The sequence below is a fragment of the Kitasatospora sp. NPDC088351 genome (assembly GCF_040685575.1).
Classification (GTDB): domain Bacteria; phylum Actinomycetota; class Actinomycetes; order Streptomycetales; family Streptomycetaceae; genus Kitasatospora.
On the sequence record NZ_JBFBIL010000047.1, the window covers coordinates 23,468 to 37,784 of the forward strand.

Consider the following 14,317-nt stretch of genomic DNA (forward strand, 5'->3'; position numbering starts at 1 on the left):
CCCGCATGATCGGCCTCGTTCTGGCAGCCGGCGCCGGCCGCCGGCTGCGCCCGTACACCGACACGCTGCCCAAGGCGCTGGTGCCGGTCGCCGGGGAGCGGACCGTCCTGGACCTCACTCTCCGCAACTTCGCCGAGGTCGGCCTCCGGGAGGCGGCGATCGTCGTCGGCTACCGCAAGGAGGCGGTCTACGACCGCAAGACGGCGCTGGAGGAGAAGTACGGCGTCCGGCTCACCCTGGTCGAGAACGACAAGGCCGAGGAGTGGAACAACGCCTACTCCCTCTGGTGCGCCCGCGACCTCTTCGCCGAGGGCCTGCTGCTGGCCAACGGTGACACCGTCCACCCGGCCTCCGTCCAGCGGACCATGCTGGAGGGCAACCAGCGCCTCACCGAGGCGGGCGCCGCGCCGGGCATCCTGCTCGCCCTCGACACGGTGAAGAAGCTCGCCGACGAGGAGATGAAGGTCGTCGTCGACCCGGCCGCCGGCATGCGCCGCATCACCAAGCTGATGGACCCGGTCGAGGCCAGCGGCGAGTACATCGGCCTCACCGTGATCAACCCGTCCGCCGCCGCCGACCTCACCGACGCGCTGCGCGCCACCTACGAGCGCGACCCGCAGCTGTACTACGAGGACGGCTACCAGGAGATGGTGAACCGCGGTCTGCGGATCGACGTGCAGCCGATCGGTGAGGTGTCCTGGGTCGAGGTCGACAACCACGACGACCTGGCGAAGGCGCGGGAGATCGCGTGCCAGTACTGACGAGGCTGGTCCCGTCGCCGGTCTTCGTCGAGATCCGTCCGGGCGCGCTGGACACACTCGGCGGCATCCTCGCCGACCAGCGGCTCTCCGCCTCGGGCCGGATCGCGGTGGCGATCAGCAACGGCTCGGGGGCGGTGCTGCGGACGCGGCTGGAGCCGGCCCTGCCGGGCGCCGACTGGTACAACGTCGACGACGGCAGCCTGGACAGCGCGGTGCGGCTGGCGGACGAGATCCGCGGCGGGCACTACGACGCGATCGTCGGACTCGGCGGTGGCAAGATCATCGACGCCGCCAAGTACGCCGCCGCCCGGGTCGGCCTGCCGCTGGTCGCGGTCGCCACCAACCTCGCCCACGACGGCATCTGCTCGCCCGTCTCCACGCTCGACAACGACGCCGGCCGGGGTTCGTACGGGGTGCCCAGCCCGATCGGGATCGTGGTCGACCTCGACGTGATCCGGCAGGCCCCGCCGCGCTTCGTGGCGGCCGGGATCGGCGACGTCATCTCCAACATCTCGGCCTGCGCGGACTGGGAGCTGTCTCAGGCCGTGACCGGCGAACCGGTGGACGGACTGGCCGTCGCGATGGCCCGCTCGGCCGGTGAGAACCTGCTGCGCCATCCCGGAAACCTCCAGGACCGGGACCTCCTTACGGCCCTCGCGGAAGCCCTGGTACTGTCCGGCATCGCGATGAACATCGCGGGCAGCACCCGGCCCTCGTCGGGCGCCTGCCACGAGATCTCGCATGCCCTGGACGTGCTGTATCCCAAGCGGTCCGCCCAGCACGGCGAACAGGTCGGCCTCGGGGCCGCCTTCGCCAGCTTCCTGCGGGGCGAGCACGAGCTGACCGGTCTGATCGTGGAGCGCCTGGCGTACCACGGACTGCCGGTGACCGCCGCTCAGATCGGCTTCACCGAGGCGGAGTTCACCGAGGCGGTGCACTACGCTCCGAACACCCGTCCGGGCCGCTTCACCATTCTTGAGCACCTCGACCTCTCCCCATCCGCAATCAGGGACGCGTACGCCGACTATGTCCAAGCCGTCAACAGCTGACCGCCCGACCGGACCCTCCGCCGGCGGCCCCGACCGGCCCCCGGTGGACCTGACCCGCCGCCCCTCGATCGAGGAACTGCGCGCGGTGATCCACCCGGAGGGCATGCTCCAGCGCCGCAGCGCCGAGCACTGGGCCGGCCGCCTGTACATGCGGAAGATCTCACTGCGGATCACCCGTGTGCTCTCCACCAAGACGGCGATCACGCCCAACGGCCTGACCTACCTGATGATGTTCACCGGCGTCCTGGCCGGTGCCGCGCTGATCGTCCCGGGTATCACCGGCGCGATTTTCGGCGCCCTGCTCATCCAGGTCTACCTGCTGCTGGACTGCGTGGACGGCGAGGTGGCCCGCTGGCGCCGGCAGACCTCGCTCACCGGCGTCTACCTGGACCGGGTCGGCCACTACATGTCCGAGGCCGCCCTGCTCACCGGTCTCGGCCTGCGTGGCTGCGACCTCTTCCACCGGGCGGGCGGCGCGGCGCACTGGGAGTGGGCCTTCCTCGGCACGCTCGCCGCGCTCGGCGCCATCCTGATCAAGTCCGAGACCGACCTGGTGGACGTGGCCCGCGCCCGCAGCGGTCTGACGGCGGTCGAGGACAGCGCCTCGGTGCCGCGCTCGTCCGGGGTGGCCAAGGCCCGCCGGGCGGCCTCCTTCCTCAAGTTCCACCGGCTGGTGGGCGCCGTCGAGGCCTCGCTGTTCATCCTCGCGGCGGGTGTCGCCGACGCCGTCCACGGCGGGCTGTTCTTCACCAGGCTCGCGGTGGTCGTGCTGGCCGCCATCGCCATGCTGCAGACCGTGCTGCACCTGCTGAGCATCGTCCTCTCCAGCAGGCTGCGGTGACCGCGGTGAGCGGCCCGGCCGCGGACACCTTCCGGCTCGGCGCGGTGATCATTACCATGGGCAACCGCCCCGCCGAACTGAACGCCCTGATCGAGTCGGTCCGCGCCCAGGAGGGCCCGGAGGTCGAGCTGGCCGTGGTCGTCAACGGCGCCCCGATGCCGCCGCTCCCGGCGGGCGTGCGCGCCGTCGAACTGCCGGAGAACCTCGGCATCCCGGGCGGCCGCAACGTCGGCATCGAGCTGTTCGGCCGCGACGGCCGGGACGTGGACGCGGTCCTCTTCCTGGACGACGACGGCCGGCTGCCGGGCACCGACTCGGCCCGGTTGCTGCGCGAGGCCTTCACCGCCGATCCGGAGCTGGGCATCGTCAGCTTCCGGATCGCCGACCCCGACACCGGTGTCACCCAGCGCCGGCACGTGCCCCGGCTGCGCGTCGGAGACCCGCTGCGCTCGTCCCGGGTGACCACCTTCCTGGGCGGCGCCGCCGCCGTGCGCTGCACGGTGTTCGAGCAGGCCGGCCAGCTGCCCGCCGAGTTCTTCTACGCGCACGAGGAGACCGACCTCGCGTGGCGCGCGCTGGACGCCGGCTGGGCCGTCGACTACCGGGCCGACGTGGTGCTGCACCACCCGACCACGTCGCCCGCCCGGCACGCCTCGTACTTCCACAATGTGGCCCGCAACCGGGTTTGGCTCGCGAGGCGGAACCTTCCGGCCCTGTTGGTGCCTCTCTACCTGGGAACCTGGTTTCTGCTCACCCTGGCCCGACGCCCCTCCCCGGAGGCGCTGAAGGCCTGGTGGGGCGGGTTCCGGGCGGGCTGGCGCGAACCGTGCGGTGCGCGGCGGCCCATGCGATGGCGTACCGTTTGGCGACTGACCAGGCTGGGCCGGCCACCGGTCATCTGATCCGTCCGATGACCGTACCGCCGGTCGATCGGGCGGTCGTACTGCCGTACGGTCGGCCGATCGCTGCGGCCGGTGACCACACACCGGCCGGATTCCCCCCGTGATCCCAGTGGATCCCCCTCGGCGCACGGCCGGCGGACCCCCGCCGACCGGCCGCCCCGACCCGATCCCGCGCGAAGGACGAATGTGTCGACAGTGAGTGAACCCGTCAGCCTCTCAGCCCCGAGGGGGGCGGACGCGGGCCTGACCCCCAAGCAGCTTGCGGACAAGTACGGCTTGGCGGTGAGCGGCAGACGGCCCGGTCTGGTCGCCTACACCAAGCAGCTCTGGGCCCGGCGCCACTTCATCTGGGCCTTCGCCACCGCCCGCCTGGTGGCCCAGTACACCGACGCCAAGCTCGGCCAGCTCTGGCAGGTCGTGACGCCGCTGCTGAACTGCGCGGTGTTCTACCTGGTCTTCGGTGTGATCCTGAACAACAAGGACGGATTCCCGAAGTACGTCGCGTGGCTCTGCATCGGCGTGTTCGTCTTCCAGTTCACCCAGAGCGCGGTGCAGTCGGGCACCCGGGCGATCTCGGACAACCTGGGCCTGATCCGCGCGCTGCACTTCCCGCGCGCCTCGCTGCCGATCGCCTTCACCGTGATCCAGCTGCAGCAGCTGCTGATCTCGATGGTCGTGCTGGTCGTGGTCGTGCTGGTCACCGGCGTCAAGCCCAGTGTCACCTGGGTGCTGGTCCTGCCGGCGCTGCTCCTGCAGTCGATGTTCAACACCGGTGTCGCGCTGATCATGTCCCGGATCGGGGCCAAGACGAGTGACATCTCGCAGCTGATCCCGTTCGCGATGCGGGCGTGGATGTACCTGTCCGGCGTGATGTACAGCATCCAGGACAAGATCGACAGCTGGCCGCCGTTCTGGCAGACGCTGATGCAGATCAACCCGGCCTCGGTCTACATGGACCTCATCCGGCACGCCCTGGCACCGGAGATCTACAACAAGCACGTCTACGGCGCCAACGCCCAGGAACTGCCGGCCCACCTGTGGAAGTACGGCATCGGCTGGGGGCTCGGAATGCTGCTGATCGGATATGTCTTCTTCTGGAAGGCCGAGGAGGAGTACGGCCGTGGCTGACACCGACCTGAGCAAGAACCTCTCGATCAACGACGCGGACGTGGCCCGCGAGCCCACCGTGGTCGTCGACGACGTGCACATCGTCTACCGGGTGCACGGCGCGGGCTCCGGCAAGGGCAGCGCCACCTCCGCGATCAGCCGGATCATCAGCCGCAAGCGCGCCTCCGGCGTGCGCGAGGTGCACGCGGTGCGCGGGATCAGCTTCACCGCGTACAAGGGCGAGGCGATCGGTCTGATCGGCTCCAACGGCTCCGGCAAGTCGACCATGCTGGCGGCCATCGCCGGTCTGCTGCCGACCGAGAAGGGCGGCATCTACACCAACGGCCAGCCCTCCCTGCTGGGCGTCAACGCGGCCCTGATGAACGAGCTCACCGGCGAGCGCAACGTCGTGCTCGGCTGCCTGGCGATGGGGATGTCGCCGGCCGAGGTGCGGGCGCGCTACGACGACATCGTCGACTTCTCGGGCATCAACGAGAAGGGCGACTTCATCTCCCTGCCGATGCGCACCTACTCCTCCGGCATGGGCGCCCGTCTGCGGTTCTCCATCGCGGCGGCGAAGACCCACGACGTGCTGCTGATCGACGAGGCGCTGGCCACCGGCGACCAGGCGTTCCAGCAGCGCAGCAAGAACCGCATCACCGAACTGCGCAAGGCCGCCGGTACGGTCTTCCTGGTCAGCCACGACAACAGCTCGATCCGCGAGGTCTGCGAGCGGACGATCTGGATCGAGCACGGCGAGCTGATCATGGACGGGCCGACCGAGGAGGTCGTGGGCCGCTACGAGCGCGGCGAGCGCCCGTAACGCCCACCGGGCCCCGTACGGGAGGGCCGGTACCGGGAACCACCCCCGGCACCGGCCCTCCCGCCGTCTGCGCGCCTCCGGTACGCCCCCGGGCGGCCCTCGGCCGGCCGGGTGAGCGCCCCTGCGCCGGGCGGGGCGCCCTTCTCCCGCGCGGCGGGTGGTGTCAGGCTGTAGACGCGGGGGTTGTGTGCTGGACGTGACGCCATACTCGGACGCGTGTCCGAGTCGGACCGGTGATCCAGAGCGGTGTAGAACGGGGGAGTGACAGCAGTGTCGGCTTCGGCCCAGCCCAGTAGTGAACCAGCGGACCGTTCGACGGGGGTGACGCTGGACAAGGCGGCCGCGGAGAACTTCCCGGTCGCCCCGTTCTTCCTGCCCGCCGCCTGGCGCGACGACCTGATGGCCGTCTACGGCTTCGCCCGCCTGGTGGACGACGCCGGCGACGGCGACCTGGCCGACCCGGCCGGCGCGGCCCGGCTGCTCGGGGTGGCCGAACAGCCCCCCGCCGCCCCTTCGGCCCAGCCCGGCCCGGCCGAGACCGCCTTCCGGCTCGCCCTGCTCGACGGGCTGGAGCGGGACCTCGACCGGGTCTTCGAGGCCGCCCTGCACCCCGGGACCGCCGAGGCCCCCCGCCACCCCCTGCTGCGCGCCCTCGTCCCGCTGGTCGACCGGCACGGCCTGACCCCGGAGCCGTTCCGCCGCCTGATCGAGGCCAACCGGGTGGACCAGACCACCGCCCGCTACGCCACCTACCAGGACCTGATCGGCTACTGCACGCTCTCCGCCGACCCGGTGGGCCGCCTGGTGCTGGCCATCGCGGGCGTCTCCACCCCCGAGCGGATCCGGCTCTCCGACGAGATCTGCAGCGCCCTCCAGATCGTGGAGCACCTCCAGGACGTCGCCGAGGACCTCGCCCAGGGCCGGATCTACCTCCCGGAGGAGGACCTGACCCGGTTCGGCGTCACCGAGGAGGAGCTCGCCGCCCCCGCCGCGAACGGCGCGGTGCGCGAGCTGATCGCCTTCGAGGCGGACCGGGCACGCACCCTGCTCGACCACGGCGCGCCATTGGTAGGTACGGTTCGGGGGAGGCTTCGACTGCTCCTGGCGGGATTCACCGCAGGCGGCTACGCGGCCCTGGCGGCCATCGAGGCCGCCGGGTACGACGTACTCGCCCAGCAGGCGAAGCCTGACAAGCGCCGCCTCGCAGCGAAGGCGGCGGCCATCTTCGCGAAGGGAAGGTGAACGCCCGAGTGGCGGCATCACCACTGGCGTCGGCGCAGGTCATGGCGGCATACCGGTACTGCGAGGCAGTCACCGGGCTACAGGCGCGCAATTTCAGCTACGGCATCCGTCTGCTGCCGGAGCCCAAGCGGCTGGCCATGTCGGCCCTGTACGCCCTGGCCCGCCGGGTCGACGACATCGGCGACGGAGACCTGCCCGCCGACCGCAAGGCCGAGGCCCTGCTGCGCACCCGCGGGCTGCTGGGCGAGATCCGCGCCGGGGCGGTCGCCGAGGACGACACCGATCCGATCAAGGTCGCCCTGGCGGACGCCGCCCGGCGCTTCCCGATCCCGCTCGGCGGCTTCGACGAACTGATCGACGGCGTCGAGATGGACCTCAAGGGCGCCGAGTACCAGACCTACGAGGAGCTGAAGGTCTACTGCCGCTGCGTCGCGGGCGCGATCGGCCGGCTCTCGCTCGGCGTGTACGGCTGCGACGACCCGGAGCGCGGTGCCCGCTACGCGGACACCCTGGGCCTGGCGCTGCAGCTCACCAACATCCTGCGCGACCTGCGCGAGGACGCCCTGAACGGCCGCGTCTACCTGCCCGCCGAGGACCTGGCCAGGTTCGGCTGCGAGCAGGGCTTCGCGCTGCCCAGGCCGCCGATCGGCGCCGACTTCACCGGCCTGGTGGCCTTCGAGGCCGCCCGCGCCCAGGCCGCGTTCGAGGAGGGCCTGCGGCTGCTGCCGATGCTCGACCGCCGCAGCCGGGCCTGTACCGCCGCGATGGCCGGGATCTACCACCGGCTGCTCGGCCGGATCGCCGCCGACCCGGAGTCGGTCCTGCGCGGCCGGGTCTCGCTGCCGGGCTGGGAGAAGGCGTATGTGGCGCTTTCCGGGCTCGCCGGGGGGCGTTCTTGATTCTCGCCACAGTTCTGTCACGCTGTGTCAGCGGGGAATCACTTATGGGTAGAGCCGTGTTGACCACGACTGTGCTGGCCACAACGACCGCCACCGGGCGGTCCAGCGAATGCGAGGGGGAGGGCCGATGACCGGGCGAGCCGATGCCGCGCGCCCGGCCGCCGTCGTGGTCGGCGGCGGCCTGGCAGGGATCACCGCCGCACTGCGGCTGGCCGAGGCGGACCACCGGGTCACCCTGGTCGAGGGCCGCCCCCGGCTGGGCGGGCTGGCCTTCTCGTTCCAGCGCGGCGAGCTGACCGTCGACAACGGCCAGCACGTCTACCTGCGCTGCTGCACCGCCTACCGGGGCCTGATCGACCGGCTCGGGGCGAGCCGGCTGGTCCACCTCCAGGACCGGCTCGACGTCCCCGTCCTGGGCGTCTCCGGGCCCGACGGCGCCCCGGTGCGAACCCTGGGCCGACTGCGGCGGGCCGGGCTGCCCGTTCCGCTGCACCTGGCCGGCAGCCTCGCCCGGTACCCGCACCTGGGCCCGGCCGACCGGGCCCGGGTGGTCCGCGGCGCGCTCGCCCTGAAGGGCCTGGACCTCGCCGACCCGGCGCTGGACGGGCTCTCCTTCGGCGCGTGGCTGCGCCGCAACGGGCAGAACGAGCGCACCCTCGCCGCCCTGTGGGACCTGGTCGGCGTCGCCACGCTGAACGCCCGGGCCGACCAGGTGTCGCTGGCGCTGGCCGCGATGGTGTTCAAGACCGGGCTGCTCTCCGACCCGGGCGCCTCCGACATCGGCACGGCCGCCGTCCCGCTGGGCGCGATCCACCACGACGCGGCGCTCGCCGAGCTGGAGCGCGCCGGCGTGCGGGTGCTGCTGCGCGCCCGTGCCGCGGAGCTCAAGCCGGCCACGCCTCAGCACGCCGTCCGGCTGGAGAGTGGCGAGCTGCTCACCGCCGACACCGTCGTCCTGGCCGGCGCCCAGGACACCGCTGCCGCCCTGCTGCCGCCCGACGCCATCGACGGGCAGCGGCAGCTGGCCGACTTCGGCACCGCGCCGATCCTCAACGTCCACGTGGTCTACGACCGCACGGTGCTGCGCCGCCCGTTCTTCGCGGCGCTCGGCTCGCCGGTGCAGTGGGTGTTCGACCGCACCGCGCACTCCGGACTGGCCGGCACCGAGTCGGGCCGGGCGCACCCCGGAGCCCAGTACCTGGCGGTCTCCCAGTCCGCCGTCCAGGACGAGATCGATCTGCCGGTCGCCGAGCTGCGCCGCCGTTACCTGCCGGAGCTGGCCCGCCTGCTCCCGGCCGCCGGCGGCGCCGAGGTGCTGGACTTCTTCGTCACCCGTGAGCGCACCGCGACCTTCGACCCGGCCCCGGGCACCGCGGCGCTGCGCCCGCACGCCCGGACCAAGGTCCCCGGGCTGCTGCTGGCCGGTTCGTGGACGGCCACCGGCTGGCCCGCGACGATGGAGGGCGCGGTGCGCAGCGGCCACGCCGCGGCCGACGCGGCGCTCGCCGGCGGCGGCACCAGGATCCCGGTGGACCGCGGCGACGGGAGGTGGCCCAGGTGACCACGGGCCCCGCCACCGGCGACCCCGCGAGATCCGGCGGTCCCACCGCCGGCCTCACCGGCCTCATCGACATCGCAAGCGCCCGGCCGCCCTTCGCGGCCCGGCACCATCAGGGAGAGGGAACGCACGTGGAGTCAAGCACCGGCACTGCCGTCGGAGGCACGGCGCACGCCGAACCGGTCTCGGTGCCCGAGCTGCTCGCCCGTAGCCGTACGCTCTGCACCCCACCGCTGCGGGCCGCCGTCGCCCGTCTGGCCGCACCGATGGACACCGTCGCGGCCTACCACTTCGGCTGGATCGACCGGGACGGCACGCCGTCCGCGGGGGACGGCGGCAAGGCCGTCCGCCCCGCTCTGGCCCTGCTCTCCGCGCAGGCGACCGGCGCCCCGGCGGAGGTGGGGGTACCCGGCGGGGTCGCCGTTGAACTGGTGCACAACTTCTCGCTGCTCCATGATGATCTGATGGACGGTGACGAGACCAGACGCCACCGGGCCACCGCCTGGACGGTCTTCGGTCCGGCCCAGGCGATCCTGGCCGGTGACGCCCTGGCGACGCTCGGTACGGAGGTGCTGCTCGACGCCGCCGTCACCGGTGGAGCGAGCCCCACCGACGCCGCCCGCGCCGTCCGGCTGCTCACCACCGCGACCCGCGGGCTCATCGACGGCCAGGCGATGGACGTGGCCTTCGAACAGCGGGACAGCGTCACCGTCGCCGAATGCCTGGAGATGGAGGGCGGCAAGACCGCCGCGCTCCTCGCCGCCGCCTCGGCGATCGGCGCCGTCCTGGCCGGCGCCGACGACCGGGTCTCGGACGCCCTCCAGCGCTACGGCCACCACCTGGGGCTCGCCTTCCAGGCGGTGGACGACCTGCTCGGCATCTGGGGCGCCACCGAGGTCACCGGCAAGCCGCACTGGGGCGACCTGCGCCAGCGCAAGAAGTCGCTGCCGGTCGCCGCCGCGCTCGCCGAGGGCGGCGCCGCGTCGCGCCGGCTCGCCGAGGAGCTGGCCGACCCCACCGGGCGCGGCGAGGAGAGCGAGCCCCAGCTCGCCGCCCGCGCCGGCCTGATCGAGGAGGCCGGCGGCCGTGCCTGGACCCAGGAGGAGGCCCGCCGCCAGCACACGACCGCCCTCGCCGCCCTGGACGAGGTCCCCATGCCCGACACGGTGCGCGAGCACTTCGTCGCACTCGCCGAATTCGTGGTGGTACGAGAGAGGTGACGTTACGTTGACAGCAACCGCGGACGGCCGGCTCGACCCTGAGTACGATTCCGAGCCGGTCGCGGTGGGCGACCGCCCCCCGGCGCTCCTGAGCGCCGGGCGGTGGCAGCCCGAAGGGACCGACCCGCTCCGGCCGGCCGACCGTCCCGACGAACAGCACACCGGGCCGGCCTCCGCCGAGGAGACGCTGGCCCGCGCCACCACCCACCTGCTCTCGCTACAGAGCTCGGAGGGCTGGTGGAAGGGTGATCTGGAGACCAACGTCACCATGGACGCCGAGGACCTGCTGCTCCGGCAGTTCCTCGGAATCCGAACGGCTGAGCAGACCAAGGCCACCGCCGAGTGGATCCGCTCCCAGCAACGGGAGGACGGCACCTGGTCCACCTTCCACGGCGGACCGCCCGAACTCTCCACCACCGTCGAGGCGTATGTCGCCCTCAAGCTCGCCGGCGACGACCCCAACGCCCCGCACATGCTCGCCGCCGCCCGCTACGTGCGCTCCGCCGGCGGCATCGCGGCCGCCCGGGTGTTCACCCGGATCTGGCTCGCGCTCTTCGGCTGGTGGCCCTGGGCACGGCTGCCCGAGATGCCGCCCGAGATCATGTTCCTGCCCAAGTGGCTCCCGCTGAACATCTACGCCTTCGGCTGCTGGGCCCGGCAGACCATCGTGCCGCTGACCATCGTCTCGGCCCACCGCCCGGTCCGCCCGGCCCCCTTCCCGCTCACCGAACTGCACACCGACCCGGAGCACCCCTTCCCGGACCGGCCGCTCGCCCCCGCCACCACCTGGGACGGCGTCTTCGAGCGCCTCGACAAGGTGCTGCACGCCTACCACCGCCGGGCGCTGCGCCCGCTGCGCCGGCTCGCCATCTCCCAGGCCTGCCGGTGGATCGTCGAGCGGCAGGAGGCCGACGGCTGCTGGGGCGGCATCCAGCCGCCCGCCGTCTACTCCCTGATCGCCCTGCACCTGGAGGGCTACGAGCTGGAACACCCGGTGGTGCAGGCCGGCCTGTCGGCCTTCGACCGGTTCACCGTGCACACCGAGGACGGCCGGCGCTGGCTGGAGGCCTGCCAGTCCCCGGTCTGGGACACCTGCCTGGCCACCATCGCGCTGGTCGACGCCGGGGTGCCGGCCGACCACCCCGCACTGGTCTCCGCAGTGGACTGGATGCTCGCGGAGGAGATCACCCGGCGCGGCGACTGGTCCGTACAGCGGCCCTCGCTCGCGCCCGGCGGCTGGGCGTTCGAGTTCGAGAACGACACCTACCCCGACATCGACGACACCGCCGAGGTGGTGCTCGCACTGCGCCGGGTCGCCCACCCGAGCCCCGCCAAGGTGGCCGGAGCGGTGGACCGCGGCGTCGACTGGAACCTCGGCATGCAGTCCAAGAACGGCGCCTGGGGCGCGTTCGACGTCGACAACACCAGCACCCTGCCGAACAAGCTGCCGTTCTGCGACTTCGGCGAGGTGGTCGACCCGCCGTCCGCCGATGTCACCGCCCATGTGGTGGAGATGCTCGCCGAGGTCGGCAAGGGCCGGGACCCTCGCACCCGCCGGGGTGTGGAGTGGCTGCTGCGCAACCAGGAGGCCGACGGCTCCTGGTTCGGCCGCTGGGGCACCAACTACATCTACGGCACCGGTTCCGTCCTGCCCGCCCTGGTCGCGGCCGGCGTCCCGGACGAGCACCCGGCGATCCGCCGCGCCGTCCGCTGGCTGGAGGACCGGCAGAACACCGACGGCGGCTGGGGCGAGGACATGCGCTCCTACGAGGACCCGGCCCGCTGGGCCGGGCGCGGCGACTCCACCGCCTCGCAGACCGCCTGGGCGCTGATGGCGCTGCTCGCGGCCGGCGAGGGCCCGGACGGCCGGGCCAACCCGGCGGTCGAGCGCGGGGTGGACTGGCTGGTCCGCACCCAGCTGCCCGAGGGGACCTGGGACGAACCGCAGTTCACCGGCACCGGATTCCCCTGGGACTTCTCCATCAACTACCACCTCTACCGGCTGGTCTTCCCGGTCACCGCACTCGGCCGGTACCTCCACGGCAGCCCGGCCACCGGCCGGGAGAACACCGGCACCCCGACGATCGGGGCGGCCCGGTGAGCCGAGCCCCGCTGCTGGTGCTCTGCGCGCTCGGCCCCGAGGTGTGGGCCCTGCGGGGCGGGGACTGGCGCGGCGCGGCCGCCGGTCCGCCGGTCCTCGTCCGCACCGGGGTGGGCCGGCGGCGGGCCTCACTCGCCGTCAGAAGGCTGCTCAGCGCCGCCCCCGGCGGCTACGGCGCGGTCGTGGTGGCCGGCTTCGGGGCCGCCGTCGCGCCGGGAATAAGCCCCGGCGACGTCATCGTTGCGAACGGGGTGCGCGATGCCGAAGGGAACCTCTTCGCGGTCGACTCGGGCCCGGATCTCACCCGGGTCCTGAAGGCACGCGGTCTGACGGTCCACACCGGGGTGCACCACACCGCGGACCATGTGGTGCGCGGCATCGAACGGCGCGCCCTGCACCTGCAGGGCGCGCTCGCGGTCGACATGGAGGCCGCCGCGGTCACCGCGGCCCTCCAGGAGCTCCGCCCGACGCTGCCCGCGGCCGTCCTGCGGGTGGTCGTCGACACCCCCGAGCACGAACTGCTGCGTCCGGGCACTCTCCCGGCCGGACTGCGCGCCTGGCGGGCCCTGCGCGCGACCGTGCCCGCCCTGGTCGACTGGCACGAACAGAACCGGCCGCCGCGGGGGCGCCTACCGGGCCCGCCGTCCGGAATCCTCCACCACCCCACATCCTCGACGCTCCCTCAGGAGGCGAGCTAGCCATGGCCATGCCGTTGCGCCAAACCGTGCGGGTCGGCACCTACCTCATGCAGCAGAAGCTCAAGCGGCGGGACAAATTCCCGCTGATCGTCGAACTGGAACCGCTGTTCGCCTGCAACCTGGCCTGTGAGGGATGCGGCAAGATCCAGCACCCGGCGGGTGTGCTGAAGCAGCGGATGCCGGTCGCCCAGGCGGTCGGCGCGGTGCTGGAGTCGGGTGCCCCGATGGTCTCGATCGCGGGCGGCGAGCCGCTGATGCACCCGCAGATCGACGAGATCGTGCGGCAACTGGTCGAGCGCCGCAAGTACGTCTTCCTCTGCACCAACGCGCTGCTGCTGCGCAAGAAGCTGGACAAGTTCAAGCCCTCGCCGTACTTCACCTTCACCGTGCACATCGACGGCATGCGCGAGCGGCACGACGCCTCGGTGGCCAAGGAGGGCACCTTCGACGAGGCGGTGGAGGCGATCAAGGAGGCCCAGCGGCGGGGCTTCCGGGTCACCACCAACAGCACCTTCTTCAACACCGACACCCCGCAGACCATCATCGAGGTGCTGGACTACCTCAATGACGAGCTCAAGGTCGAGGAGATGATGATCTCCCCGGCGTTCGCCTATGAGAAGGCCCCCGACCAGGAGCACTTCCTCGGCGTCGAACAGACCAGGGAGCTGTTCCGCAAGACCTTCGCCGGCGGCAACCGGCGGCGCTGGCGGCTCAACCACAGCCCGCTGTTCCTGGACTTCCTGGAGGGCAAGGTCGACTTCTCCTGCACCGCCTGGGGCATCCCCAACTACTCGCTGTTCGGGTGGCAGCGCCCCTGCTACCTGATGTCCGACGGGTACGTCCCCACCTACCGCGAGCTGGTCGAGAAGACCGACTGGGAGAAGTACGGCCGCGGCAAGGACCCGCGCTGCGCCAACTGCATGGCGCACTGCGGCTACGAGCCGACCGCCGTCCTCGCCACCATGGGCTCGCTCAAGGAGTCGCTGCGCGCGATCACCGAGACCATCAGCGCCAACCGCGGCCACTGACCGGCCGTCTGTGACCTCACGGTCCGGCCCGGGCCACCCGCCCGGGCCGGACCGCCCCGTCAGGGGGCACCACCGCACCGCTCCGAGT

The 14,317-nt window shown here is 72.5% G+C and carries 13 protein-coding genes; all 13 read left to right on the top strand.

Going from position 1 to position 14,317, the window contains the following annotated elements; all coding sequences use genetic code 11:
- Positions 1 to 5 precede the first annotated feature (5 nt).
- The 13 genes from AB0P06_RS27145 (at position 6) to hpnH (ending at position 14,229) form a co-directional block, all read left to right on the top strand.
- Complete coding sequence (locus tag AB0P06_RS27145) at positions 6 to 761, top strand: phosphocholine cytidylyltransferase family protein (protein ID WP_363611716.1); 756 nt, start codon at positions 6 to 8, stop codon at positions 759 to 761.
- Positions 749 to 1,810: an iron-containing alcohol dehydrogenase family protein gene (locus AB0P06_RS27150; RefSeq protein ID WP_363611718.1), complete on the top strand. Its 1,062-nt coding sequence runs from the start codon at positions 749 to 751 to the stop codon at positions 1,808 to 1,810. The genes AB0P06_RS27145 and AB0P06_RS27150 overlap by 13 nt, the downstream gene beginning before the upstream one ends.
- Positions 1,811 to 1,913: 103 nt before the next feature.
- On the top strand, positions 1,914 to 2,651 hold the full coding sequence (locus tag AB0P06_RS27155; RefSeq protein ID WP_363611784.1) for a CDP-alcohol phosphatidyltransferase family protein: 738 nt from the start codon (positions 1,914 to 1,916) through the stop codon (positions 2,649 to 2,651).
- 56 nt (positions 2,652 to 2,707) lie between these two features.
- Complete coding sequence (locus tag AB0P06_RS27160; protein WP_363611787.1) at positions 2,708 to 3,553, top strand: glycosyltransferase; 846 nt, start codon at positions 2,708 to 2,710, stop codon at positions 3,551 to 3,553.
- A 186-nt stretch (positions 3,554 to 3,739) separates the two neighbouring features.
- Positions 3,740 to 4,681 carry an ABC transporter permease gene (locus tag AB0P06_RS27165; protein ID WP_363611720.1) on the top strand — a complete coding sequence of 314 codons (942 nt, stop codon included), beginning with the start codon at positions 3,740 to 3,742 and terminating at the stop codon, positions 4,679 to 4,681.
- Complete coding sequence (locus AB0P06_RS27170) at positions 4,674 to 5,483, top strand: ABC transporter ATP-binding protein (protein WP_363611722.1); 810 nt, start codon at positions 4,674 to 4,676, stop codon at positions 5,481 to 5,483. The genes AB0P06_RS27165 and AB0P06_RS27170 overlap by 8 nt, the downstream gene beginning before the upstream one ends.
- A gap of 321 nt (positions 5,484 to 5,804) precedes the next feature.
- Positions 5,805 to 6,725, top strand: coding sequence for a squalene synthase HpnC (gene hpnC / locus AB0P06_RS27175; RefSeq protein WP_363611724.1), 921 nt, complete (start codon positions 5,805 to 5,807; stop codon positions 6,723 to 6,725).
- Positions 6,726 to 6,766: 41 nt separating this feature from the next.
- Positions 6,767 to 7,624, top strand: a complete 858-nt coding sequence (gene hpnD / locus AB0P06_RS27180) for a presqualene diphosphate synthase HpnD (protein ID WP_363611789.1) — start codon at positions 6,767 to 6,769, stop codon at positions 7,622 to 7,624.
- Between the two features lie 127 nt (positions 7,625 to 7,751).
- Positions 7,752 to 9,185, top strand: coding sequence for a hydroxysqualene dehydroxylase HpnE (gene hpnE, locus AB0P06_RS27185; RefSeq protein WP_363611726.1), 1,434 nt, complete (start codon positions 7,752 to 7,754; stop codon positions 9,183 to 9,185).
- Positions 9,186 to 9,370: 185 nt separating this feature from the next.
- A complete protein-coding gene (locus AB0P06_RS27190; RefSeq protein WP_363611791.1) occupies positions 9,371 to 10,402 on the top strand; it encodes a polyprenyl synthetase family protein in 1,032 nt (343 codons plus the stop codon).
- Positions 10,403 to 10,409: 7 nt separating this feature from the next.
- Positions 10,410 to 12,503, top strand: a complete 2,094-nt coding sequence (gene shc, locus AB0P06_RS27195) for a squalene--hopene cyclase (RefSeq protein WP_363611728.1) — start codon at positions 10,410 to 10,412, stop codon at positions 12,501 to 12,503.
- The gene (locus tag AB0P06_RS27200) at positions 12,500 to 13,201 is read left to right on the top strand and encodes a 1-hydroxy-2-methyl-2-butenyl 4-diphosphate reductase (protein ID WP_363611730.1); all 702 of its coding nucleotides are present in this window, start codon (positions 12,500 to 12,502) and stop codon (positions 13,199 to 13,201) included. Before shc ends, AB0P06_RS27200 begins: the two co-directional genes overlap by 4 nt.
- A gap of 2 nt (positions 13,202 to 13,203) precedes the next feature.
- Positions 13,204 to 14,229, top strand: a complete 1,026-nt coding sequence (gene hpnH / locus AB0P06_RS27205; RefSeq protein ID WP_363611732.1) for an adenosyl-hopene transferase HpnH — start codon at positions 13,204 to 13,206, stop codon at positions 14,227 to 14,229.
- The last annotated feature ends 88 nt before the right edge of the window (positions 14,230 to 14,317 follow it).